The sequence below is a fragment of the Ureibacillus sinduriensis BLB-1 = JCM 15800 genome, from assembly GCF_000772955.1.
Lineage (GTDB): Bacteria > Bacillota > Bacilli > Bacillales_A > Planococcaceae > Ureibacillus > Ureibacillus sinduriensis.
The window spans coordinates 44,396-68,099 of sequence record NZ_JPVO01000052.1 but is presented as its reverse complement, the minus strand read 5'-3'; the positions used below and the strand labels follow the sequence as shown (position 1 = coordinate 68,099).

At 31.6% G+C, this 23,704-nt stretch carries 21 protein-coding genes, 1 pseudogene and 1 other annotated feature; of the genes and pseudogenes, 18 read left to right on the top strand and 4 right to left on the bottom strand.

Going from position 1 to position 23,704, the window contains the following annotated elements; genetic code table 11:
- Positions 1 to 188: 188 nt before the first annotated feature.
- The 9 genes and pseudogenes from CD33_RS11975 to CD33_RS11945 all read left to right on the top strand — a co-directional run bounded on the left by CD33_RS11975 (position 189) and on the right by CD33_RS11945 (position 9,341).
- On the top strand, positions 189 to 578 hold the full coding sequence (locus CD33_RS11975) for a riboflavin kinase (RefSeq protein WP_052130194.1): 390 nt from the start codon (positions 189 to 191) through the stop codon (positions 576 to 578).
- Positions 579 to 604: 26 nt separating this feature from the next.
- Positions 605 to 901: a hypothetical protein gene (locus tag CD33_RS11970; RefSeq protein WP_036201086.1), complete on the top strand. Its 297-nt coding sequence runs from the start codon at positions 605 to 607 to the stop codon at positions 899 to 901.
- Positions 870 to 1,394, top strand: a complete 525-nt coding sequence (ssuE, locus tag CD33_RS11965) for an NADPH-dependent FMN reductase (RefSeq protein ID WP_036201085.1) — start codon at positions 870 to 872, stop codon at positions 1,392 to 1,394. The genes CD33_RS11970 and ssuE overlap by 32 nt, the downstream gene beginning before the upstream one ends.
- 158 nt (positions 1,395 to 1,552) lie before the next feature.
- Positions 1,553 to 1,702 carry a YezD family protein gene (locus CD33_RS19895; RefSeq protein WP_084591340.1) on the top strand — a complete coding sequence of 50 codons (150 nt, stop codon included), beginning with the start codon at positions 1,553 to 1,555 and terminating at the stop codon, positions 1,700 to 1,702.
- A 229-nt stretch (positions 1,703 to 1,931) separates the two neighbouring features.
- Positions 1,932 to 2,066, top strand: a pseudogene (locus CD33_RS20200) (DUF72 domain-containing protein); the annotation flags it as partial.
- Positions 2,067 to 2,209: 143 nt separating this feature from the next.
- Positions 2,210 to 3,556 (top strand): hypothetical protein, encoded by a 1,347-nt coding sequence (locus CD33_RS11960; RefSeq protein WP_036201084.1) that lies wholly within the window; start codon positions 2,210 to 2,212, stop codon positions 3,554 to 3,556.
- Positions 3,540 to 6,887, top strand: a complete 3,348-nt coding sequence (locus CD33_RS11955) for a hypothetical protein (RefSeq protein WP_052130193.1) — start codon at positions 3,540 to 3,542, stop codon at positions 6,885 to 6,887. Before CD33_RS11960 ends, CD33_RS11955 begins: the two co-directional genes overlap by 17 nt.
- A gap of 28 nt (positions 6,888 to 6,915) precedes the next feature.
- On the top strand, positions 6,916 to 8,622 hold the full coding sequence (locus CD33_RS11950) for a site-specific integrase (protein ID WP_084591339.1): 1,707 nt from the start codon (positions 6,916 to 6,918) through the stop codon (positions 8,620 to 8,622).
- Between the two features lie 2 nt (positions 8,623 to 8,624).
- Entirely contained in the window at positions 8,625 to 9,341 is a 717-nt protein-coding gene (locus tag CD33_RS11945; protein ID WP_036201083.1) for a hypothetical protein, read from the top strand.
- Between the two features lie 377 nt (positions 9,342 to 9,718).
- Here the strand turns inward: CD33_RS11945 and leuS are convergent, their stop codons facing one another.
- Positions 9,719 to 12,136 (bottom strand): leucine--tRNA ligase, encoded by a 2,418-nt coding sequence (leuS, locus tag CD33_RS11940; protein ID WP_036201082.1) that lies wholly within the window; start codon positions 12,134 to 12,136, stop codon positions 9,719 to 9,721.
- Positions 12,137 to 12,177: 41 nt separating this feature from the next.
- Positions 12,178 to 12,401, bottom strand: a binding site (T-box leader).
- Between the two features lie 429 nt (positions 12,402 to 12,830).
- Here leuS and CD33_RS11935 point away from each other — a divergent pair.
- Positions 12,831 to 14,069: an IS110 family RNA-guided transposase gene (locus CD33_RS11935; protein ID WP_036201080.1), complete on the top strand. Its 1,239-nt coding sequence runs from the start codon at positions 12,831 to 12,833 to the stop codon at positions 14,067 to 14,069.
- A 178-nt stretch (positions 14,070 to 14,247) separates the two neighbouring features.
- On the opposite strand, the gene CD33_RS19490 is transcribed toward CD33_RS11935, so the two are convergent.
- The 3 genes from CD33_RS19490 to CD33_RS11920 all read right to left on the bottom strand — a co-directional run bounded on the left by CD33_RS19490 (position 14,248) and on the right by CD33_RS11920 (position 16,381).
- Positions 14,248 to 14,475 carry a hypothetical protein gene (locus tag CD33_RS19490; protein ID WP_156967310.1) on the bottom strand — a complete coding sequence of 76 codons (228 nt, stop codon included), beginning with the start codon at positions 14,473 to 14,475 and terminating at the stop codon, positions 14,248 to 14,250.
- Positions 14,476 to 14,944: 469 nt separating this feature from the next.
- On the bottom strand, positions 14,945 to 15,139 hold the full coding sequence (locus CD33_RS11925) for a hypothetical protein (protein ID WP_036201078.1): 195 nt from the start codon (positions 15,137 to 15,139) through the stop codon (positions 14,945 to 14,947).
- A 246-nt stretch (positions 15,140 to 15,385) separates the two neighbouring features.
- Positions 15,386 to 16,381 (bottom strand): DGQHR domain-containing protein, encoded by a 996-nt coding sequence (locus tag CD33_RS11920; protein ID WP_036201077.1) that lies wholly within the window; start codon positions 16,379 to 16,381, stop codon positions 15,386 to 15,388.
- A gap of 137 nt (positions 16,382 to 16,518) precedes the next feature.
- Between CD33_RS11920 and CD33_RS11915 the strand changes: the two genes are divergently transcribed.
- The 8 genes from CD33_RS11915 to CD33_RS11880 all read left to right on the top strand — a co-directional run bounded on the left by CD33_RS11915 (position 16,519) and on the right by CD33_RS11880 (position 23,675).
- Positions 16,519 to 16,872 carry a helix-turn-helix domain-containing protein gene (locus tag CD33_RS11915; RefSeq protein ID WP_036201075.1) on the top strand — a complete coding sequence of 118 codons (354 nt, stop codon included), beginning with the start codon at positions 16,519 to 16,521 and terminating at the stop codon, positions 16,870 to 16,872.
- Positions 16,873 to 17,000: 128 nt separating this feature from the next.
- Complete coding sequence (locus CD33_RS11910; RefSeq protein WP_036201074.1) at positions 17,001 to 18,185, top strand: hypothetical protein; 1,185 nt, start codon at positions 17,001 to 17,003, stop codon at positions 18,183 to 18,185.
- Positions 18,151 to 18,738, top strand: coding sequence for a hypothetical protein (locus tag CD33_RS11905; protein ID WP_036201073.1), 588 nt, complete (start codon positions 18,151 to 18,153; stop codon positions 18,736 to 18,738). The genes CD33_RS11910 and CD33_RS11905 overlap by 35 nt, the downstream gene beginning before the upstream one ends.
- Positions 18,738 to 19,352 (top strand): hypothetical protein, encoded by a 615-nt coding sequence (locus CD33_RS11900; RefSeq protein ID WP_036201072.1) that lies wholly within the window; start codon positions 18,738 to 18,740, stop codon positions 19,350 to 19,352. Before CD33_RS11905 ends, CD33_RS11900 begins: the two co-directional genes overlap by 1 nt.
- A 161-nt stretch (positions 19,353 to 19,513) precedes the next feature.
- Entirely contained in the window at positions 19,514 to 20,242 is a 729-nt protein-coding gene (locus tag CD33_RS11895; protein ID WP_084591338.1) for a DUF72 domain-containing protein, read from the top strand.
- On the top strand, positions 20,242 to 21,063 hold the full coding sequence (locus tag CD33_RS11890; RefSeq protein ID WP_036201071.1) for a sulfite exporter TauE/SafE family protein: 822 nt from the start codon (positions 20,242 to 20,244) through the stop codon (positions 21,061 to 21,063). Before CD33_RS11895 ends, CD33_RS11890 begins: the two co-directional genes overlap by 1 nt.
- Positions 21,064 to 21,151: 88 nt before the next feature.
- Positions 21,152 to 22,513 carry a bifunctional metallophosphatase/5'-nucleotidase gene (locus CD33_RS11885; protein WP_036201070.1) on the top strand — a complete coding sequence of 454 codons (1,362 nt, stop codon included), beginning with the start codon at positions 21,152 to 21,154 and terminating at the stop codon, positions 22,511 to 22,513.
- A 58-nt stretch (positions 22,514 to 22,571) separates the two neighbouring features.
- Positions 22,572 to 23,675, top strand: a complete 1,104-nt coding sequence (locus tag CD33_RS11880) for an HD-GYP domain-containing protein (protein WP_036201068.1) — start codon at positions 22,572 to 22,574, stop codon at positions 23,673 to 23,675.
- Positions 23,676 to 23,704 lie beyond the last annotated feature (29 nt).

The following is a 23,704-nucleotide window of genomic DNA, read 5'->3' as shown; positions in this document are numbered from 1 at the left end:
TCTTAGGAATATTATTTACTAGCTACCTAAAAGTACATCTTATATTACTAGTTGCTGACTGGTCACACCAGAAGCTCATAAAACTCTTTATTAGATGAGAGTTTTATGGGCTTTTATATATCGCCAGAACCCTATTTCTTTATGGGGTTGTTCCTGTTAGTTGCTGATTATTTTCTGTGGAGGTTAATATGGACTCATTAAATCAGATTGAATTTCCTATTATTGTAGGGAAGGTAGAAGAAGGAAAACAATTAGGGAGAAAAATTGGTTTTCCAACAGCAAATTTGGAATTAGTGCCGGGTTTTAAATTAGAAAATGGTGTATATGGTGTATACGTGTATCATAATTCAAAAAGGTATTATGGAATGTTGAATGTGGGGTACCGACCGACTTTTAAAGATGGTAAACAGAAAACCTATGAAGTTCATATATTAGATTTTAATGAATTCATTTATGGCGAATATTTAACCATCGAAATAAGTTTATACATTCGTGAAGAACAAAAGTTTAATCAATTGCAGGATTTAGTTTCACAATTACAGGCGGATGAACTTTTTGCTCGAAAAAATCTTATGTAATAGAGGGTTCTTAAGGAGGAAGCGACTTGGAAAGACTTTTGCATATACTCAATTTGCCTGATCTACAATTTTCACAATATTGCCACCACCAATTTTCTATAAACAAAGGAATTTATAATACGATTGACAGTTGGTTTTTCAATAATGGAATAACCAATATATTAGATCGAAGAATGAGAGTATTACAGTTTATGGCGTTAACTATTTCAAAAGAGACTGATGTGAAATTCGGACCGGGAGGATTGTCGAAAAAACTGGAGGATTTCTGGAATCTAAAAGGAGAGAGTGTGTATGGTTCAGGCCGTAATATTGAATGGAAATAATAAGAAATCATCTAGATTGACAGGAATTCATCGGTATATTGAGAACTATCTGGAAGAGGCGGGGATTTCTTCTGCCTCGATATTTATACATGAATTACCGGCAGAGGATTTAATTACGGCTAATTTTGCTAGCGAGGAAATAGCTAAAGCGAATCATGTAGTAGAAGATTCAGAATTTGTTTTTATACTTACCCCTATTTTCAAAGCATCATATAGTGGGATACTTAAAACATATTTAGATTTAATTCCCCAAAAAGGGCTTGAAAATAAAACAATCGTCCCCATAGCCATAGGAGGAACGATGGGACATTTATTGGCCATCGAGTATGCACTAAAACCTGTATTATCAGTACTGGGAGCTACAGAGATTTTGAATACAGTCTTTGTTCTCGATCAACAAGTGGAACAATTGGAGAACGGAGAATATAAAATTCATAATGTAATCCTAAACCGTTTAAGTAATGAATTGCTAAAATTGAAACTGATAAATTAGAAAGATTAATTAACTTATTTTATCACAAAAACCAAGTATTATAATACGAATACTATACAAGAAAAGCGGAAGGTGCTCGCCAAGCTCCGACAGCAACTGGAGAAATCGACCAAAGGACGCTTTTTGTAGGTTATAACTTTCTGAAGGGGAGATGTAAAATGAGTAAAAAACATGAAAACGTGCAATTAGTCTTAAAAAATATAGAAAAAATGCTAATATCTATGAGTTATGGTTCCATTACCCTTGTAGTCCATGATGATAATGTTGTTCAAATTGAAAAAAGTGAAAAAATACGTCTAAGTAAATGAACATCTTTTAAAAGGGTTTGATAAAGTTCGGTATGCGCTTTGTGCGTATTCGAACTTTTTTTTATGACGAGGGTTAAGTTCCAAGGGTAATGTATCAAGGTGAAAAAGTCGATAAAACCTTATGTGTCCACCTATGTTTTTCTTAGGCAAATCGTTTATACTTTAATAAATAGGTTACATGGATATTACATAAAGAAAGCAAAAATAAGTTAAAATAGAGGAATAATAGATGATTAAGATTGGTTTAACAGGATGGGGAGATCATCCTTCGATTTATCGCACAAATTCAGCCAGACGAGATAAACTATTTGATTATAGCAGCCACTTCCCGATAGTGGAACTAGATACATCCTTTTATGCATTATAGGTATTGAAATGGGCAATATGTTACCTTTAATTCAATTTATACTCAACCCCTTGAAAACAAGGGGTTTTTTAATTGCCCAATTATAAAAAATATGGGTAAAATGTGATTGTTGAGAATTTTCTTGCAAAGGAGGAAAACTTTTGGATAAATTTACCTACGACAGATATAAATATGTAGTAAAAGAAACAGAAATCAAAGAAGTGTTTAATAATAATATAACAACTATTAGAACTGTAAATATAGGTATAAAAGATATGATAAATGATATAGTGTTTCCGCACCCTATAACTGATTTTATAAGAGTCAAATATGAGTATTCAGGAAAGTCAGTGAACTCTCAAATAGCCCCTGCTAGAGTAATATGTAGATTTTTAAACTATATATTAGAAAGGGTTTCAAATGAGGATCCAAATTTTATAACTCTTAAAGAAGGTGGATTGAAAGAGTTAAAGTACATACATGGAAGCAAATATATTACTTTTCTAACAAAGGCAGGGAAAACAAGAAATACAGTAGAGTATAGCGAACACTACTTGAAAGTTTTTTATCACTATTTATTTGAAAAAGAGATTATCTCACCCGAGTTTGAAATGAGGACTTTTCTTGATAATAATAAGAATCTAGTTATACAATCCCCCTTTCGACACTCTGCGTTTTCAACAAGATTTCCTAGTAACAAAATGCAAAGCCAAAATTTAATGTCAAAGTTAAAAGACTTTGGGAACAATAGATATTCATTGGTTAATGAGTTTATATTAAAAGCGAAAGAGATTGCTCCAGAAATAGCCTTTGGAATAGGTCTGCAATTCTATGGGGGAATACGACGTGGAGAAGCAGTAAATTTGATAAAAGATAATTTGAAAGCAAAATACAGAGAATCTCTTTATGTTGAAATAAGTGATAATAGGAACATTTTATTTGGTCATCTAAAAGATACTACTAAAGAGAATCCTAAAAGATTAAATTATCTTAAAGTGAATATGGCGCAACAGACTATTTTAGATAATGATTTAATATGGGATTTATATGATTCTCATATGAAACAGTGGTATAAATTCCAAGAAAAAAAGCAAACACAAGCCTTATTTATTAATGATGATGGTAATGCAATATCTGGTTCAAGTTGGGACAAAAAATTTAAAAAAGTTAAAAAGGTATTTCTTAAAGAACTAAAATTGACTCCTGGAAGATTTGATGATTGGCAATTACTGAGTAGCAATTACTGGTCATCTCATATTGGTCGAGGTAGTTTCACAAACTTTTTATTGGATATGGGATTGTCTATAACACAGGTTGCAATTGCACGTGGGGATACAAGTACGGATTCAGTTATTGAATATGTTGACCAAAAAGTTACTTCAAAGGCTCTAATTGATGCTCTAAATGAGCTTAAAAATACGCCTAAAGAAATGTTTGGAGTTGTTAATAGAGATCTAATTAAAACTCATTGGAAGGAGGGTGTTTTAAAGCGTGGAAAAAAATGGTGATAGCTATACAGATTTAACCCCTTTTCAAGCAGGTAATCTTTCAGAAATTCCTTATTCTCAAAGTAAGATAGTAAACCTCATTAAAGAAGGTTTAATTGAAATTAATAATCAAGGTTTAATAAATATTAATTCATTAAACAAATTAATAGAAAAAGAAAAAAAATTAAATGAGAAGTACATATTTATTAGAGATTTTGTGGATGAAATTGGAATGTCTACCGATGCTTCAATTAAACCATTTAAAAAAGGAATAATAAAACTATCTAAAGAAGGTATTGTGAAAACGGAAAATTTTAGAGGGAAATTATATATAGAAAAAAATTTTTTAAATATTATTAATGGGAAATATAGGAAAAGAATTGAGGGGTTAAAGGAGTTAAACCTTTCTCTAGTTCACTATAATAAATTTAAAGAGTATTTTAATTTAGAAGATGATATTTACCTAACTGATATACAAATTTATATGCCTATTAAATCTTATGATATTATCGAGAAATTCTTAAGTAAATATATTTCTATAAAGAAAATAAAAGAAAATAAAGGAATACCAAATAGAGTGATATATGCTATTGCAAAACGAGAAAATGTAAAGGCTGTTAATATTGGACGATCTTCTTTAACATACTTTCCATCTGATTGGGTAGCAAATTTAATATCTAAAAAATCCTTATTAGATAATGGAGATTATATTACTTTAGGTAAAGCTGAAAGCTTAGATTTTCACGATAAAAATCAAAATGTAATAAGAGCATGGGCACTTAAAGGAAATATTGAATATATTATAGGTACAAATGGATTCATGTATATTTCTTTAAAGTCATTCAGAAAATATATTACATATATAACAAAATTATTTGAAGCGAATATGCCTTTTCATGACGCAGCTGAGAAAATTATAGGTTATAGACCTGGAAATATAGGTAAATTCAGGTCGAAAATATATGAATACAATACATTATTTAGAGTGGAAAATTTAAATAAGCCTGTTCACGGCTATACAGATTTAATAAATAAAAGCGATATTCTTCGTTTTCTAGAAGATCATGTATCTCTTAATGAGCTTTCAGAAATACACAATTTATCATATGCAATAGTTGTAAGATTAGCAAAAGAATATGGTGTTGAAAATATTTCATTTAGTCAATCTAGGAATCATCAATTTTATAATAAAAGAAAAATAGAGAATATAATTAAAAAGTATTTGAATATTGATAACTATTATTCAAAGCAACAAGTTATAAAATTACTAAATCTAACAGGACGTACATATTACAAGTTGTTAGATGAAGAAAATCTTAAGCCAGTTATTACAAATAAGAGGGTTGCTTATTTTGATAAAGACAAAATACATGAGTTAAAAGTTCGGCAATTAGAATATAGAGAGAAGTATTATTCTAATAGAGAGATAAGGCAAATGTTTGGGAGTTCTTATTATAATGATCAAATGCGAGAATTAATTTTAAAAGGAAACACACTAATTAGAACAGCATTCGATGATGCATTGTCAGTTGAAAATTTTTATTTAAAAGAACCTGTTAATCAAATTTATAAAGAATATATATTAAGAAAACAAATCTCACAAATTGATTACTCAGACCCAGTTGAGGCCTTTAAAAGATACCTAGTAATTCTAGAAATAAATTTTTCGGAAAATATCTTGTATACCAAACAGCAATGGTTTAACTTTTGCGAAGATAAATTACAATTAACTACTGGTAGTATTAAAACAACGACTAGAATGGTGTCAGAGTTTGTTAAATGTACCTCTCATTTGGTTAGTATTACTCAAGAAAAGGAACTTTACGAATTAACGGCAAACTCGATTAATTTGGAACTGTTTAATATAAATACAGTTACTGTTAGTCAACAAAGGTACTTACATACATTCTTGAAAGAATATTATGCTGTTCTGAAAATGAACAATAAACCAGTATTTAGGTTTGATTGGATTACTAACCCTTACAATTATTCAAGCGAACAAATTGAAAAAGGAATCTATGATTTTACTGAATATCAAGAGCTACTTAATTATGTTAATAATCTCGAATTACATAAAATAAAAGCTATCTCAGATGTTAGTAATATAAATAATGGAGAATATTCTAATTATTCATCTTCTTGGTTATATGTATTAGTACATATGAACAATGCATGGAGACATTCTGATGTTATTTATAATATACCACGTATTGATTTAGAGGAATTATACGATATGAACTTTGATGAGAAGTGGTTTATAGATAATAATCTATCAGATTCCCAAGCTAATTTAGTAGTTAATCAAATAATTCGTAAAGATATTAAAGTATCCAAAACTCAAGCTACTTCACAATTCTTTTGCTCAGATGACTTAAGAGTTTCTTTTGCTACTGCTGCAATTTTGTGTGAAATAAGAACAAGAAAAATCGAAATGGGGATATTAACAAATTCTAAGGAAAAGAGAATAAGCCACATAATAAACTTTTCAAACAAGAACCAAGTATTTAACGAAATAAAACAAAGAGAATTTTTTTCTGAATTTTATGATAATGAATTTGTTTTTAGAAGTAGAAAAATGAACAGATCTCTATTGTCTTATTTATATGTATTATTAGTAAAAAAAGGAAAAAGTAGTGCTGCACTTGAAATAGCTCAGAGACTAAGGTCGCATGAAGATTTTGAAACTACAAATATTTATATTGATATACCGCAAGAGGAAATTGATCATCTATCACGCCAGTTATTTCAAAGAAGAGAATTTGGATTCATACCTAATCTAATTGCAGAAGTCATATTTGGAGAGTTAACTAATAGAGAACAACGAACATTGGAAATTGAGGTACTAAGTAATAAACTAGGTGGCGTACTAAAAATTGAAGCAACTTCTGGGTATGTTAACTCTATTACTGCTGATAAAAAATTAGTTGCTAATAGAATTCTATCTATGGGATTCGAAGAAGCAACAAACTTTTTATTCAATATACAAAATAATTTACTTCCAAGTAAAGAAGAACATTATCAATGCTTATATTCAGAGGATGGTTGTAAGAAAAGAGCATTATCGTGTAAGAATTGCCCGTTTTCTATACCAAATTTTTATGCTCTTTCTTCCTTAACAAGTAGTATTGAAGAATTATTAATTAATTTCAAAAAAAGTTTCGAAAATTCTACTTTGTCAGGAGAGAAAAATAGAATTTCAAATATACTCTCTTTTCAGTTAGATCAATTAGATGAAGCAATCGATAACTTTGGACAACAAGAAGTATTTAAGTTTTTTGATGGTGAAATGAAGGGATTCTTTGATTTATTACTTCAATTAGATGAAATACCAGGGATTGAGGGTTACTTATAAAAATACATAGTTTAGGTTGTGATTAAAATTGCAAAATTTAGATTTGGAAGACTACACTAAAGTTCATTTGGATGAAGAAATACCCTCCTTGCCTGAGGAGTTGTTTTCGTTAGACTTTGCACTATCAAGGGCGATGGAACAATTAGATACCCTAAAAAAAAACACTGGTTCGTATTTATTTTTAATAGAAGAAGATTATTGGGAGTTGGAGAGTCATCTTCAGAAAGGAGTTAAAATCTATTTAGACTTTTCATTGATAGAAAAATATGAAGGTTTTCCGGAAATTCCTAAGGATATTAAATTGATTACAAAATGTTGGATTATTGAACTATTAACTAAAGTCTATCCAATAACTGCTAAAAAGGGATATTCGGATTTATTAAGAGCATTAGAATTAAGTAATGGATTTCAAGAAAATAAGGTGGATTTTTTAATTAGGAGTATAAAAAACTTTAAAACTACTACTGGGATTAAAGTAACGGAACAAACAAAGAAGAGCTTTATTAGAAGTTTGATAAATTTTTTTATTTATACAGATATACCAGTAAGTGATAGCTATTCTCCTAAATTAAATGAAATGTATAGTAAAATTAGAGAAAAGACAAGAGTTAGAATCCTTCCACCTGCAAAAGAAATATTGATTTTTTCACATTACATTGAAGAATTTTATGGTTATTTAAGGCTGATGCAAACTTCAATAGATGAAAAACTATTTTATTACCCCATTATCATTTGGTGGAAGTTGACAACTATAATACCATTAAGAGCATCTGAATTTTGCTTAATAACTAGGGATTGCCTAATATATGAGGATAATAAATACAAAATTAGATTACCTAGGAGTAAAGAAGATTTTAACCCAAACAGAATACAAATAATTGATATTGTTGAGATAACAAAAGAGATATATTTTTTGATAAAAGATTATATTGATTTAACAGAGCCATATGGCCATTCTGAAACTTTAATCTCTTATAGAGCATTAATTTTTGCAGATAAAAGAGGTAATCGTAGTAGCTTAAAAGTAGATACTACATACTTTCATAATGGAATATTGTCACAGTTATTAAGAAGATTCTATAAGAATATAATGGAAGAAAAGTATAATCAATATATACCATATGAAAATAGACTCACACCTAATTTAACTAGACATATAGCATTTAGTTCTCTAATGATGCAGGGTATATCCCCTATTGAAATAGCTCGTTTAGGTGGTCATAAAACAATCACGGCACAATATCACTATTCATTTCATACTGAGTATTGGGTAGATTCAGAGGTTTTCAATTTAATGAAAAAGTTTAAGTATTCTGTGGGAATTTCAAAATCTGATAATGTAAATTATATCCCTGATTCAATAAAATTAAAGGCTTATCTCGGTATTCCGAAGGGAAAAAAGAAAGAGCATGATTTAGACATAGGTTTTTGTATTGATAAAGATCAAACGTGTGAAACAAATGAATGCATTTATGGATGTAGTCATTGGCGTATAACTCCAAAAGAAATTCTAGAAAAAGAACATTTAATAAAAGAAAAATTAAGAAAAAAAAGAAGCAATATTAATGAGTTACAGACATTTTTGATAAATATTCACAAGCAAATCTTATCTGATGAAATTACAAGGAGAAATCCAAGCACGTTTAATTTGATGAAAACAAAAGCTGAACAATTAAAAGAAGAAATATATGAGCTTGCAAGTATTGAAATGTTAAACATTGGTGGTGAATTTTAAAAATGGCTAGGAAGCTGACTCTCTCTGAAGAAGAAGTAGAAGAGATTATTGGTCTGTATAAAACAGAGAAGAATCAAATGGGAAGAATAGAATATCTAGAAGTATTTCGTTTTAACAAGGAATTATATGAAGAAGGAAGAGTTAAAAGTTCAATGAGTGATGACTTTTGGAGAAAAAAAGGTCGCTTAGGGAAAATAAAGATTGACGAGGCAAATGAAATCTTTAGACATAAGCTTGATACTTCTGAAGATAGTAAAATACTTATGCCAAGTGTAAGTGATGTTATTTATAAAAATAATGGTGATATAGAAACGCTACTAAATGAATTAATACCTATTGAAAAAGAACTATTTAATAGCATTCAACGAGAACATAAGTTTAAGAAAGTAAATAAAAAACTAGAAGAACAAATGGTGAAGCTAAAACAAACTAATCGTACGTTAAATAAACGTGTAGAAATTTTAGAGGACACTCTTTTTAAAATATTTCGATTTAGTAGTTATGAGAATGTGCCAATCATAAATTTTTTAGAAATAGGAGAAGAAGAATCAGAATTAGTTAAAGAAGCTCTAAATGGAATGTTCGAAAGGCCCACTGAATTTATTGATTGGTACAGTGAAAAGAGTATACAAAATGAGGAAACGCGTAATAGTAAAATTATAGAAATCAATGAAGTTAATAAAGTATCAAATAAGATTAAAAATAGATATAGAACGTAATCTTTAGGAACATAAAAAAATTTATTTTATTATAAAAATTGATAAAAAATTTTAAAAGTTCAATCATGCCGCGTTCTAAATGTAGCTTTATAATAAAGTTCGATTAAAAGTAAGTTGCAAACGCTGATTTTATACAGAAAGAAACCAACTGTTTTGAAACAAAGTTTGATCAAAATAGTTGGTTCTTTATTTATCTAGTTTGGTTTTTTTAAAAAAGCTTGATTATTTCGGGACACGAATATTCAATTAAAGCGCCCGATTGTTGAATATCAACTTACCTCATTAGAGAGGTTCTATTAGTAATCCTTATGTTTAATTAACTACGTTCAAATCTATATATAGTCTTACTAGTCAAACAATTTGTGATACACATTTATTTACAGTAAAAAATTAATTAATTTATTAGGGATAAATATGACCTTTTTAACCGTTTTCCCTTCTAATTTTTTTGCAATCTTAGTTTCACTCTTTACTAAACCTTCAGCTTCCTCTTTACTAGTTTCTGCTGGTATTTGGACAGTAGATTGAAACTTACCATTGATTTGAACAATGATTTCAACTTCATCCATTTCTAAATATTCTTCTTTATACTCCGGCCATTTTTCATAGGCAATTGTATTTTCATTTCCTATTCTCTGCCATAATTCTTCTGCAATATGGGGAGCAATAGGTGCCAATAACTTAATATATCCTTTAATGATTTCAAATGAAATCTCTGTTTGTTTACTTAAATAATTTTGGAACGTCATTAGTTGCGAGATTCCTGTGTTAAATCGCAATTCAGTAAAATCCTGTGTAACTTTTTTTATTGTTAGATGATACTCACGTCGTAAGTTAGAGGATGGTTCACTTTCTATAATATTCTTATTTATATTTCCTTCTTCATCTAATACCAAATTCCAAACACGTGTTAAATATCTTTTGGCCCCATCTAAACCATTTGTTGTCCAGGGTGCTGATGCATTTAAAGGACCCATAAACATTTCATATAGTCGTAAACTATCTGCCCCATGGCTAATTACAATATCATCCGGATTTACAACGTTTCCTTTTGATTTACTCATTTTCATATTGTTTGATCCAAGAATCATTCCTTGATTATATAACTTTTGAAAAGGCTCTTTTGTTTCCACTACACCAATATCATAAAGTACTTTATGCCAAAAGCGAGCGTATAGTAAGTGAAGTACAGCATGCTCCACCCCACCGATATACATATCAACAGGCAACCATTCTTTTAAAAGTTCTTTATCTGCTATTGCAGAGTGATTATGTGGATCTATATAGCGTAAATAATACCAACACGAACCAGCCCATTGGGGCATTGTATTAGTTTCACGACGACCTTTCATACCTGTATCTGGATCGACTACATTTACCCACTCGTGAATATTGGCCAATGGTGATTCACCAGTACCCGAAGGATGAATATCATCTGTTTCTGGTAACATTAACGGTAATTCCTCTTCAGGAACAGTTGACATCGTTCCATCTTCCCAGTGAATTATAGGGATTGGTTCACCCCAGTAACGCTGGCGCGAGAATAACCAGTCTCGCAAACGATAGGAAACTTTCTTTTCACCCACATTATTTTCTTCTAGCCATTGAATTGCTTTAGTAATTCCCTCTTCTTTATCTAATCCGTTTAAGAAATCTGAATTAATGTGCAGCCCATCACCTGTGAACGCCTCTTTCTCTAGATTGCCTCCTTCTAAGACAGGCAAGATTCCAAGATTGAACTCTATTGCGAATTCATAATCACGTTCATCATGTGCAGGTACAGCCATAATTGCTCCAGTTCCATAAGAAGCTAATACATAATCAGCAATCCAAATTGGCACTTCTTTTCCGTTGATAGGATTTACTGCATAACTGCCTGTAAATACACCTGTTTTAACCTTAGCTAAATCTGTACGTTCTAAATCGGATTTTAAAGAAACTTGCTCTAAATAAGTTTCAACTGCCTCTTTTTGTTCTGGAGCTGTAATATCAGCTGCTAATTTATGCTCAGGAGCTAAAATCACGTAGGTTACGCCAAATAAAGTATCTGGACGAGTTGTAAAAACGTTAAACTGTTTATCGTAATCCTTCACTTTAAAAGTAATTTCAGCACCTTCAGAACGACCAATCCAATTTCTTTGAATCTCTTTTAAACTCTCTGGCCAATCTAAATCCTCTAAATCTTCAAGTAATCGATCTGCGTAGTCTGTAATTCGTAGCATCCATTGTTTCATAGGTTTTTTTACAACAGGGTAATCCCCACGTTCACTTTTACCATCTATCACTTCTTCGTTTGCTAATACAGTTCCTAATTCTTCACACCAATTGACCGAAACTTCGTCCATATAAGCTAAACCTTTTTTATAAAGCTTTAAGAAAATCCATTGTGTCCATTTATAATAATTAGGGTCTGTTGTATTTACTTCTCGATCCCAATCATAAGAGAATCCTAAACTTTTAATTTGACGTCGGTAAGTATCAATATTTTGTTTCGTTATTGTTTTAGGATGTTGTTTATTTTGCATAGCAAATTGTTCAGCTGGTAAACCAAATGCATCCCATCCCATTGTGTGCAGCACGTTAAAGCCTTGCATGCGTTTCATACGAGCTACAACATCTGTTGCCGTATAGCCTTTCGGATGTCCGACATGTAATCCTGAACCTGACGGATAAGGAAACATATCCAAAATATAATATTTAGATTTTGTGTTGTCATAAGCGTCTGTAGCAAATATCTTATTTCTTTCCCAATAATCTCTCCACTTTTTTTCGATTTTTATAAATTCATTTGTCATACAATCAACTCCCTTATAAAAAATAAAAAACTCCGTCTCATAAAAGAGACGAAGTTTGAATTCGCGTTACCACTCTAATTAGCTTTAAAAAGCTCACTCTGCAGGATTTTTATAATCCTCACTGATAACGGCAGCAACCGTTTGTGCCTACTTTTTTCAACACAAATACTCATGGACGAGTTGGGGAACTTATTCGCTGTTTTTCACCAACCAACAGCTCTCTATACAATAAGTTATCCTTAATACTTCCAGTCATCATATGGAAAATTTAGTTAAAAAAATAATAGCCGAAGGAGGCAATTTTGTAAAGTTATAATTTTAAATAATGTGAAAATTATTTCCTTTTTTAATAAAATAAATAATCTATTAAGAGTTCTAGTTAATTCAAGTATTTACCCACACTAGTTTCGACTATACATGATTATTCAATAAAAGCGCCCGATCGTAATATAAGGTTAGCCAGATTTTTCTGGTTGACCTTTTTCTTTTAGGTCTTATTATAACGGTAGTCGGGGTAGAACGTAGCGCCCGTGGGACTCGATCCCGTCAGCAAAACTGTTCACCCCCTACTTGTATAAGCATGTTTCGAGCTGGTTGGGACAAGGATCCCGTTTAACAAGCGAACCTATGATATTACAAGCAGCTTTAGGGGTTACCGACTAATTTATAGTTTCTTAGAGGAGGAGATTTCATTATGAATCCAGTCGTTGGTCTGGATGTTTCAAAAGGAGAAAGTCAGGTTCAAGCCTTTTTGGATAAAGGTCAGCCTTATCGTAAGAGCTTTAGTATTAAACATACTCTTGATGGTTTAGGAAGTTTACTAGAATTTCTAAGGGATATTGAGAAATTGGCTGCTGGAAAGCAACCTTCGGTTATTTTAGAATCTACAGGCCAGTACCATATGCCTGTCATTCAATTTTTGGAGGAGCAGCAATATGTCTATATTATTGTTAATCCACTTATCTCTCATCGGGCCAGAAGTACAAATTTACGAAAGGTAAAGACAGATGCGATTGATGCCTATCGTCTATGTGAATTGTATTATAAGGAAGAGTTAGAACCATACAAAAAAAGAGGAATCCAACTCTTAAATCTTCGTAATCTCACGAGACAACAAGAAACGATATCAAGCACAGCTGCCCAAACCAAATTACAGCTACAATCGATTTTAGATCAGGTATTTCCTGAATATAGAGGTGTCTTTGGGAATCTCTATTCAAAAATTTCGTTACAGATTCTATCAATCTTCCCAACCTCCAAAGAGGTTTTAAGTGTTAGCGAATCAGATCTTACTAATAAAATTGCGGAATTATGTACAACCCGTTCAGAAAAATGGGCAAAAGAAAAAGCAATTAAATTGAGAGAAGCTGCATTACGTAATCCATTTCAAAACAACTTGTACCAAAGCCATATCTTTAACCTAAGAATGTTTATTAACATTGTTCTTCAATATCAAGAGCATTTATCAAAGCTAGCAACAGAAATTGATGCGCTCGCTAAAGAAATTGAAGAATATGAGATAATCCAGTCTATCCCTGGTGTTGGAGAAAAGATTGCGGCAACAATCATCTCTGAAATTGGAGAGATAGAGCGGTTTAATCATCCTAAAAAGCTAGTAGCATTCGCTGGAATAGATCCTAGCGTTTACTCTTCAGGTAGATTTACTGCTTCCATAAATCGCATAACCAAAAGAGGTTCTAGCAGGTTAAGGCAAGCATTGTTTATGGCTGTACAATGCGGTATAAGAGATGCACGTAAGCAAAAAACAAGTGATGAAATACTCCCTAGAAATAAGAAATTAAGAGAGTTCTACGATAAAAAACGAGAAGAAGGAAAACCTTTTAGAGTAGCAATAATTGCTTGTGCTAATAAGCTTTTACATTGGATTTATGCTCTACTAAAAAGGAAAATGCCCTTCCAAAATACGGCTTAAAAATCATATCTAAGAATATAAAACAAAACCTTCCAATCTTATAAAGGAAGGCTTATTTGGTATACCCTTTTTTAGTATATCATGTAGGTTTTATATTTTTTATTGAAAAATCTTGACAACTATTAGCTGGTTTTGTTGAAGATTGTTATTAACTAAACACTTGTTAGTTAAAGAGATATTATAACTTTAACACTTCAATATCTCTGAAGCGAATTATTATGGTTGTATTAGAAGCAAGCAATATCTCGTGGCAAAGGTATTCACTATCATAAGCTGTTAATTCATCGGCCATCCAATCATCTATACCTCTTTTACCATCAAATGCTATTTCGTAGCTATTAGTATAAGTATTTCTTTGAATGTCATAATCCATAGCGAATTTATTTACACCTATCCATTTAACCAAGTATTTCTCACCACTTGAGTGCAATAAATGTACTTCAATTAAAGTAGGGTCATTTTCCTCCTTTTCCATATCAGGATTAGATTTATTTTTAACTTTAAGTGAAAAATGTGGGAATCGTGAAAGGAATCAGAAGAAAAAAACATATATGCATCATTATGAATGCGTGACTTTATTTGCTTTAATTGGTCCAAATATCCGTTCATATCATTTACATCATCTGTGAAAAACTTCATTTATCTCCCTCATTCATACTTCATTTTTGTTTAGGTAAGCAGTCTTGTCCTATTACTTCGAGTAAAAAATCAGTACATTTCCACTTCTAATTTTAAACAAAGATATCAAGATTTTGAATCAACAAAATATGTTTCTAATCATTAAAAGATTACAATTTCTACTTAAGAATTGCGTCCTATAATTGAATAAAGATTAGCTTCTATTAGCTAGTTTTAATACAAGAATAACTATCCGTTTATTTTATAAGGAATACTCTCAAAAGTTCTTTACTAATATCCTCTTCTATTTCCTCATCTACGTCTGTTATCACTTCAATTTCAATGCCATCGTGATATGGAAACCTTAGAACTTCTGTAATGATTAGTTTAAGTTCATCTATAATTTCAATATCACTGCTAAATGGTAGGCCATTATTAGACATATGCTGCATTTAATCATTGGACTACTTTTGAATTTTTTTCCGATGTTCAATATCAATCACTTCACTCGAACTAGCGTGTTATCGTTTATGTTTGTTCTTAATGCAAGAATCTACCATACTGAAAAGAAACAAGATATTTAGTGCAATGTTACTTATTATATAAATTTAATGGTTCTAATTACCTTTGTAAAATTTGTAATATTATTAATATAAAGTATGTGCAATAATTTATTAGATTTCCCTATATCAATAAAATTACCCTTTTATACAATTTAAAATGTCGCTTGCTAGCATATTGGCTCCAGGTAACCCCTTAATATATTTTAAATCCCCATTCGAAGACCAATCAATTTCGGTTAAATTTACTAATATACTTGCTATTTTAGCCGAGTCTGGTTGCTGAGATTTAACAATAAAATTATCATTAATTATTTTGTTTCCAGCAATAGCTAATCCGTATAAACAAGTTATATGAGTTAAACGATATAACTTGTTATCTTCCCATTCTTCTGAGAATAATTCTTTGATTAAATTAAAGTAAAATAGTGCTAAGTTAAGCTTCTTTTCTTTTGATAGATTCTCTAGCTCTGATTTCTTAGTTAAAAATTTTACTATATTATATAGATTCTGAAGCGTTATATTTTTCTCTTTAGTTCTTTTTCCAATCAAAGTACCCTTACTGAAAAAAGGACTTTCCGGTTTTAAAATTAAATTTGTAGCAACCCAGCTAATTTCATCATTATTTCTATTAAGATAACGACTTAAAGAGGTACCTATCCCTTTTGCTTTAGTGTTAATTACATCAAATAATTTGATTTCTTCATCATCATCTAAATAGTGAAAAGCTAAAAAAGGTACATTTAATGTGCTGTCTGTCTCTTTTATATACTGCCTAATGCCACCTAACCTATGTTGTCCATCCATTAAAGCTGCTTTCTTTTTACAAATTAATCTTCCGTAATTTGGACGGTTATTATCATATGCATGAAATTCCCAATGTCCTGCTGCATTTAATAAAATTGGAGAGTAAAGTGCATCTTCTCCTTGTGATAAATAATTTGCAAAGTCATTACATCTTTTTTTATCAATAGGACGTTGATAGCCTTTTCCAGAAGGATCATTAAATAGTTTTGAATATGAAAAATTTATTGCTACCTGAGATGACACGAAGCCCTGATAAGAGACTCGACCTCTCATTTTTGACTGTATTACATTTTCTATTGCTATATTTGAAGGTAAGACATTACTCATAGTAAATGATTTCTCCTTATTAAAAATTTGATACCAAAAAATTATATAACTTATAAGTTCATAAATCAATAAAAGTTATATTATATGTATCTGTGATGCTTTTGAAACCTCACATAATCTTAAAGTGAGGTGATTTAATGGATACTTTAGTTAAATTAGTTGGTTTAAATATAAAAGATATTAGAAAATCTAAAAAAATGACTCAAGAAGAATTGGCAGAAAAATGTGGCCTTCAAACATCTTATTTAGCAGGTGTTGAAAGAGGTGACAGAAATATAACCTTACAAACTCTTGGAAAAATTATATCTGGCCTTCAAATAACCCCATCATGTGTTTTTAACTTTCAAAAGTTAGATACTAACGAAAAGCATTTTGAGAAAGAAGAGTTGATCTCAATATTATTTACTTTAATAGAAAATAAAAATCATGATGAAATACGCTTAATACTAAACATTGCTAAGGAGATATTTAATATTTATAAAAAAAAATAAGAAACAGCTTGTAATTTAGCAATATCAGGCTGTTTCTTTTTTTGCTTTTACAAATATTCCAAATAAAGGATATAATAATAAAAACGGAAATGTTAATAAAATAGTAAATGTAGCTAGGAGTACATCGAGTGGAAGAATTATTACGAACATATAGAAGCCCGATATTAAGGAATTTTGAAATAAAAAGTGTACTTAATACCATATTACCCAGTCATATTCCAGATTATTTTAAAAAACTGAGAGCTATTACAGATACAGGGAATAGTTGGGAAAAGATATCAAGGGTTTTGGATACAAATATGGTTGAATTTCCAGAAAGTGATAAAGCTATAGAAAGCATGTTGTTTGAAAAGTTGTTTTTTGAAGTTCAAGATCATGTTCATCTATATCATTTTGAAAGTGAAATCGATGCTGATGAATTTGTAAGTAGATTTGAAGACGAAGTATATATAAATAGACCTCTGAATGCAATAGTGTTACCTAATGAAAAAGTAATTTCAATGAGAAAAGATGGAAATACCATCTTGTTTTTATATCGTTTTGAAACAATTAAGCTTGGTGGTGATGAGCAAAATGCAAATTTCTATGTACCATTTTTATTAGATTTTGAAAATAGTATTTTGCAAATAAGATTAAGAAAACATTACCTATCAAAATCATCTGCTAATCATATTGCATTGTTAGATGAGTTAAAGAATTTTATAAATAATCTAGATGGTGATCTTTCAATTTCAGAATATAATGAGTCTACCGTACATAGTCTACTCTACAATATTTTTAAAGAAGAATCGGAAAATGCAGAAGAAATTATAAAGCAACATATGAAGGATCATTTAACAGAAGGAGAAATTGATAGGAAGATCCTTACGTTTTTAAAGGATGAGCTGTATATGGAAGAACCAGAACTTTATTCTGAACGAGTAAAATCAGCATATTATCAAGATTTGTCCCTACATTTAAATCCTACTGAATTTTATAATGGTTTTATATTTGCCTTTACTTTTTTAGATAAAAACTTTATAAGATCATCAACTAGAAATCCTAAAAGAGATCCAATATATAATTCAAAAGTTTATTGGAATTTAAAAGATTTAATCCATGAGTATGAAGAAGTAAGTGAGTTATCTTGTTTTTGGAAATTTGAAGAGGAAGATTTTGAAAAGGTACCAGAAGGAGAAGACTTTCTTTTTGTAGAAGTATCATTAAGAGAAAGGTATGGATCTATAGAAATCCACTATTACAATAGTCCATCTGAAAAAAGGAGAGTTAAAGAAAAATATGTTCACTCAAGAATTGGAAAGTATCTATTATAAAAAACCTCAACTTAATGAAATAATTCCATTTTATGAGTTGTCTCCTCAAATCGAACTTTTCTTAAATGAAGAAGTTAGACTTGGGGCTCGTAACCTAAATCCTTATAGATTTTCATTAAGGTTTGCTCATGAGCCGAAGGATGTCATTAACTTGTTTGTAGCATTCTCCTCTGAAAATGGGCCATTAATGAGATTATATAGATGTGAGTGTATTGATTGTGAACAAATGCTTATTTTAAATGATGAAGAATTAAAAGAATTTAAATGTTATAATTGTGGATCTACTGGTAATTTAGAGTTAAAAGATTTCCTTGATAATGTAAAAGTTATATTTGAAATAAAAGAGAAGTATATTAAGGATGTTAAAGCGCGTTTAAAAGAGCAAGCCTCTTCTGATGCTTCTAAAAAGAATACTAAATCAGAAGAGGCTATAAAGGGAGAAGTTTCATTGAAAGATGTTTTTGATTTAAATGCGGTTGGATCAGATAATGAGTTGCTTGAAATTGAAAAATCAGTGATGCATAAAATAACTTTTGGTTTGACATCGATATAATGAAAATACTATCTAATTCAATTTTCACACTAGCTATTATCTTATTTTTTACCGCATTAACAATAAGTTTTATTATAATCCAAATAGTAATACATAAAAGTCTAATCATTGATCAAAGCAATGTAAATATTTTCGATTTATTATTAAGAGCCTCACTTTCTCTTATAGGTAGTTCGTTATCAGGTTTTATTGCTTTCTTTATCTTCTTTCTTGGAGACAAAAAAAAGGAAAAGGAAAAAGTTCTGAATGAAAAAAAATTATTAGCTCAAATTTTGGGGGAAGTAGAAAATAATTTAAAAATTTATAGACAAATGTTAAATATTTTTCATGAAACTCCAATAGAAAGTTTAGTTGATTTATTACATCAAGAAAATAGCAAGATAAAAGAAGCGTTATTGATTTATTATACAAAACTTGATTTTTCTATAATTAATGCAAATTTAAAGGATATAAATGAAAATGATTATTTAAATAATATTGAAATTTGGAGAAAACAAAAAATAATTTATGATTATTTAGACCTTTTATTAACAAATATACAACATAAAGAAAATTCAAACTTAATACTTGAGTTAATTAAAAAAGAGATTGTACAATTAACTAGCAATAAATAATGCCCTATTTGGGCATTTTTTTATAATTAGGGTAATTAGGGTCAAATAAAATTGTTTAAAAATTAAAATTTAGCCCATTAATAATGGGTAAAATTGAAATAATGTTAATAGGACAAGGATTTAGGGTTTTTACCCATGTTAAAATGGTCCTATAACTTAGGATCCCTTCACAGCAAAATATTGAGAAATGGGTACATGAAACACCCGACTCTTTTGAATTTATCATAAAAGCATATCAAGGGATGACAGGTCACTTAAGAGATGACAATCCCTACGAAACACGCGACGAAATGTTTGAAGCCTTTAGACAGTGTGCGAATGCTTTTCGTAGTGCGGGTAAATTGGCAATGATTTTGGTACAGTTTCCACCTTGGTTTGATTGTTCGGCGAAAAATGTTCAATATATTCGGTATGTTAAACAACAACAGTTGGGAGACTTTCCGGTTGCCATCGAATTCCGCAATAGAACTTGGTATAGCAATGATAGAAAGCATGAAACAATCAATTTTTTGGCAGAACTAGGGTTTATACACACTGTCTGTGATGAACCGCAGGCAGGCGTAGGTTCGGTTCCCTTTGTTGCAGAAGTGACGAATGACAAGGCGCTTGTTAGAATACATGGCCGAAACGTATATGGGTGGCGCAATTCCGGGTCGACGGAAAATTGGAGAGAGGTTCGTTTTCTATACGATTATAATGAAGAAGAACTAACGGATTTAGCAAACAAAATCAAAAATCTAGAAAAGCGTTGTAAAGATATATATATCCTGTTTAATAATAATTCCGGTCACCATGCGGCGAATAATGCTAAGACATTACAACAAATGTTGGAAATTGATTTTGATGGACTTTCTCCAAAGCAACTCGATTTATTTGGAGGAGAATTTTAATGGAGTACATATTATTGGCGATCATTGCATTAGCTTCAGGTATATTAGGTTCCCTTGTAGGACTGGGGGGAGGGGTTATTCTAATTCCTGCGACATTATTTGTCGGCATTAATCTCGGTTTCTTCCCGGAGATCACCCCACAAAAAGCTGTAGGGCTATCTGTTATCATGATGATTTTTATCGGTCTTTCTTCCACACTATCCTACATGAAAAACAAGCAGGTGGATTTCAAAAGCGGTTTTATCTTTTTTATAGGCAGCATCCCCGGAACGATGTTGGGGGCATGGTTGAATAGAGGATTGGATTTGCCCTCGTTTAATTTATACTTCGGAATTTTATTAGTATTTTTATCAATTTTATTATTTGTACGGGATAAGTTGAAACCGATTCAATGGTTTGTGACCCATGGCAAGAAAACAAGTTTTATCGACCAGGAGGGCAGGGAATACGTTTATGGCTATCCTATTTGGTTTGCGGTTATATTCACTTTTGTAGTCGGGTTGGTTTCCGGGCTGTTTGGAATCGGTGGAGGGTCTTTGCTAGTACCGGCAATGGTTTTATTATTCTTATTTCCACCACATATCGCTGTTGCAACATCGATGTTCAATGTATTCTTGTCTTCACTAATAAACTCTGCCAGCCATATCTATTTAGGGAATGTGCCTTGGGTTTTTACAATTCCGGTAATTATCGGTGCCTATATAGGGGCGAAAGTGGGTTCATCTTTAAATAAACGCATGCAGTCAAAAACCATTGTTTTAGTCTTGCAAATTGTCATGTTGTTAATAGGCATCCGCTCGATTATGGAAGGGCTATTTTAAGTAGGCCGCTGCATGTCGATAAATTGGTAGCAATAATGATTCATGCGGATGCAAAATTTTGCTATTACTTATGGGGGAGGTGATCGATTTGCTTGAGACAATTCATATTTTTCATACCAATGACTTACATAGCCATTTTGAATATTGGCAACGAATGCAAGACTATATCAAGACTCAACGTCTTGAATTTGCAAAAGCTGGTGAGCCAAGTTTTTTATTTGATATAGGAGATCATCTCGACCGATCGAATATTTATACGGAAGCCACACTTGGCAAGGGGAATGTCCAATTACTGAACGAAGCACAATATGATGTTGTGACGATTGGGAATAACGAAGGAATCACTTTATCTTTTGAAGATTTACATTCACTATATGACGAGGCCAATTTTGAAGTTGTCGTGGGGAACATTGAGCCCATTAAAGGAAGTAAACCAAATTGGCTAAAACCTTATACAATTTTACAAACGAATTATGGAACAAAAATAGGGGTTATTGGGGCAACGGCTATCTATGAAGTATTCTACAAAGAGCTGAACTGGCACATTATTGAGCCGAGGCAGGTCATTGTGCAGTTGGCGCATCAGTTAAGAGACGAAGTAGATATTCTCGTATGCTTGTCCCATTTGGGCATTTCAGAAGATGAGCTATTAGCGAATGAATGCCCAATTATCGATATCATTTTTGGATCACATACCCATCATCTATTGGAAGAAGGAAAGTTAGTCAATAATGTACTATTAACGGGCTGCAGCAAGTTTGGACGCTATACGGGCCATTTAACGCTGCTTTTTGACCATACGACGAGAAATTTAGTGAGCAAGAAGGAAAAGGTGATTGAAAATGGCATCCTGCCTGAAAAAGAGGGGGAAGCATTATTTATAGCAAGGCTCGCAGAACAAGGGAAACAGCTCCTGCAAACCCCAATCTTTGAAACGAACAAAAGCTACAATAAAGAGTGGTTCCATTATTCACAGTTATCCAATCTTTTCGCAGAAGCAGTCCTTGATTTCACAGATGCGGATTGTACGATGTTTAATGCAGGCATCCTGCTGGATAGTTTAAAAAAAGGTATAATTACCAACTATGATATTCATAAAATTTTGCCGCATCCGATAAATATATGTGTTATCGAATTATCGGGGAGTGAATTGAAAGAAGTGTATATACAAGCTCAAAATGAACAATGGCCAAACTTTGAATTAAAAGGTCTGGGATTTAGAGGGTCAATTTTTGGGAAAATGCTTACTTATCAATTTTCAATGAATAAACAAAGAGAGCTCATAGTCGGCGGTGAAGTCGTCGAATTGGAGCGACATTACAAACTAGCAACTTTGGATATGTTCACTTTCGGGTACTTCTTTCCGAACTTCAAATATGCTAAGAAAAAATACTATTTGCCATTATTTTTGAGGGATATTCTGATTGAATATGGAAAAAAACTAATTTAATTCATTATAATTATCAAAAGAGGATGTATTTCAAACACAGGAATTGAGGTAAAAATGAATGCGTTTAATATCAATCAATGTGCTTAAAACTGGAATGGTAATCGGCAGAACGATTTCGAGCGAAGCTGGCCTTCCTTTAATACAAAAAGATGTTATTGTAACAGAAGGTCTAATTAGTAGACTAAAACAATTAGGCATCCAATATGTGTATATTAAGGACAAAATTTCGGAAGGGATTGAAGTCGAGGAAACTGTCCCGATGGCTGTAAGAAGGAAAGCAGTCAAGCAAATTACAGATGCTTTTTATAAAATAAAAGGGATGGATTCCAAGTCCGCTTCCTTTGTTATTGAAAAGCAATCAAAAGAAATAAACAAATTAGTGGATGATTTATTAAACTCCATTTTAAATAGTGAAGAAGTTCTAGTGGTCCTATCGGATACATTGCTATACGATGAATATATTTACCAGCATTCATTCCAGGTGACATTGTATTCGCTGGCAATCGCAAAAGAAATGGGCTATTCAGAGAGCGACCTAAGAACAATCGGAATAGGTGCGTTATTGCATGATGTCGGGAAAATGATAACGCCGGCGGAGATTTTGTTTAAACCGGGCCGCTTAACAGCTGAAGAATTTGAACTGATGAAACAACATGCACGATCTGGATTCGATATTTTAAGAAATTTACATACTGTCTCTCTACTTGTCGCTCACTGTGCATTCCAGCACCATGAACGGTTGGATGGCAGCGGATATCCGCGGGCGCTTGTAGATTATGAGATTCATCCATATGCGAAAATAATTGCCGTCGCCGACGTATTCGATGCAGTTACGTCAAACCGTGTCTATCGGAAGAAAATGGTGCCAAGTGAGGGAATCGCCATCATCGAAGCAGGCAGAGGGACGATGTTTGATGCGAAAGTGGTTGATGCATTGAAACAGAGTGTTGTCCATTATCCTAATGGTACTATATTGTTATTGGCAGACGGTCGTCGTGGAGTTGTTACTGAACAAAATAACGATCATTCAGCTTTGCCGATGTTGCGTATTTTTGAAGAGGATAATCAGTTATTGGAAGATACATATATACTTAATTTGAGTGAAGCACCAAATGCGGCGATTGAAAAAGTTGATACCGAATATATTTTGGAAGTTGAATAGTTATCTTCTCCTGTTCATAAATTGGAGCA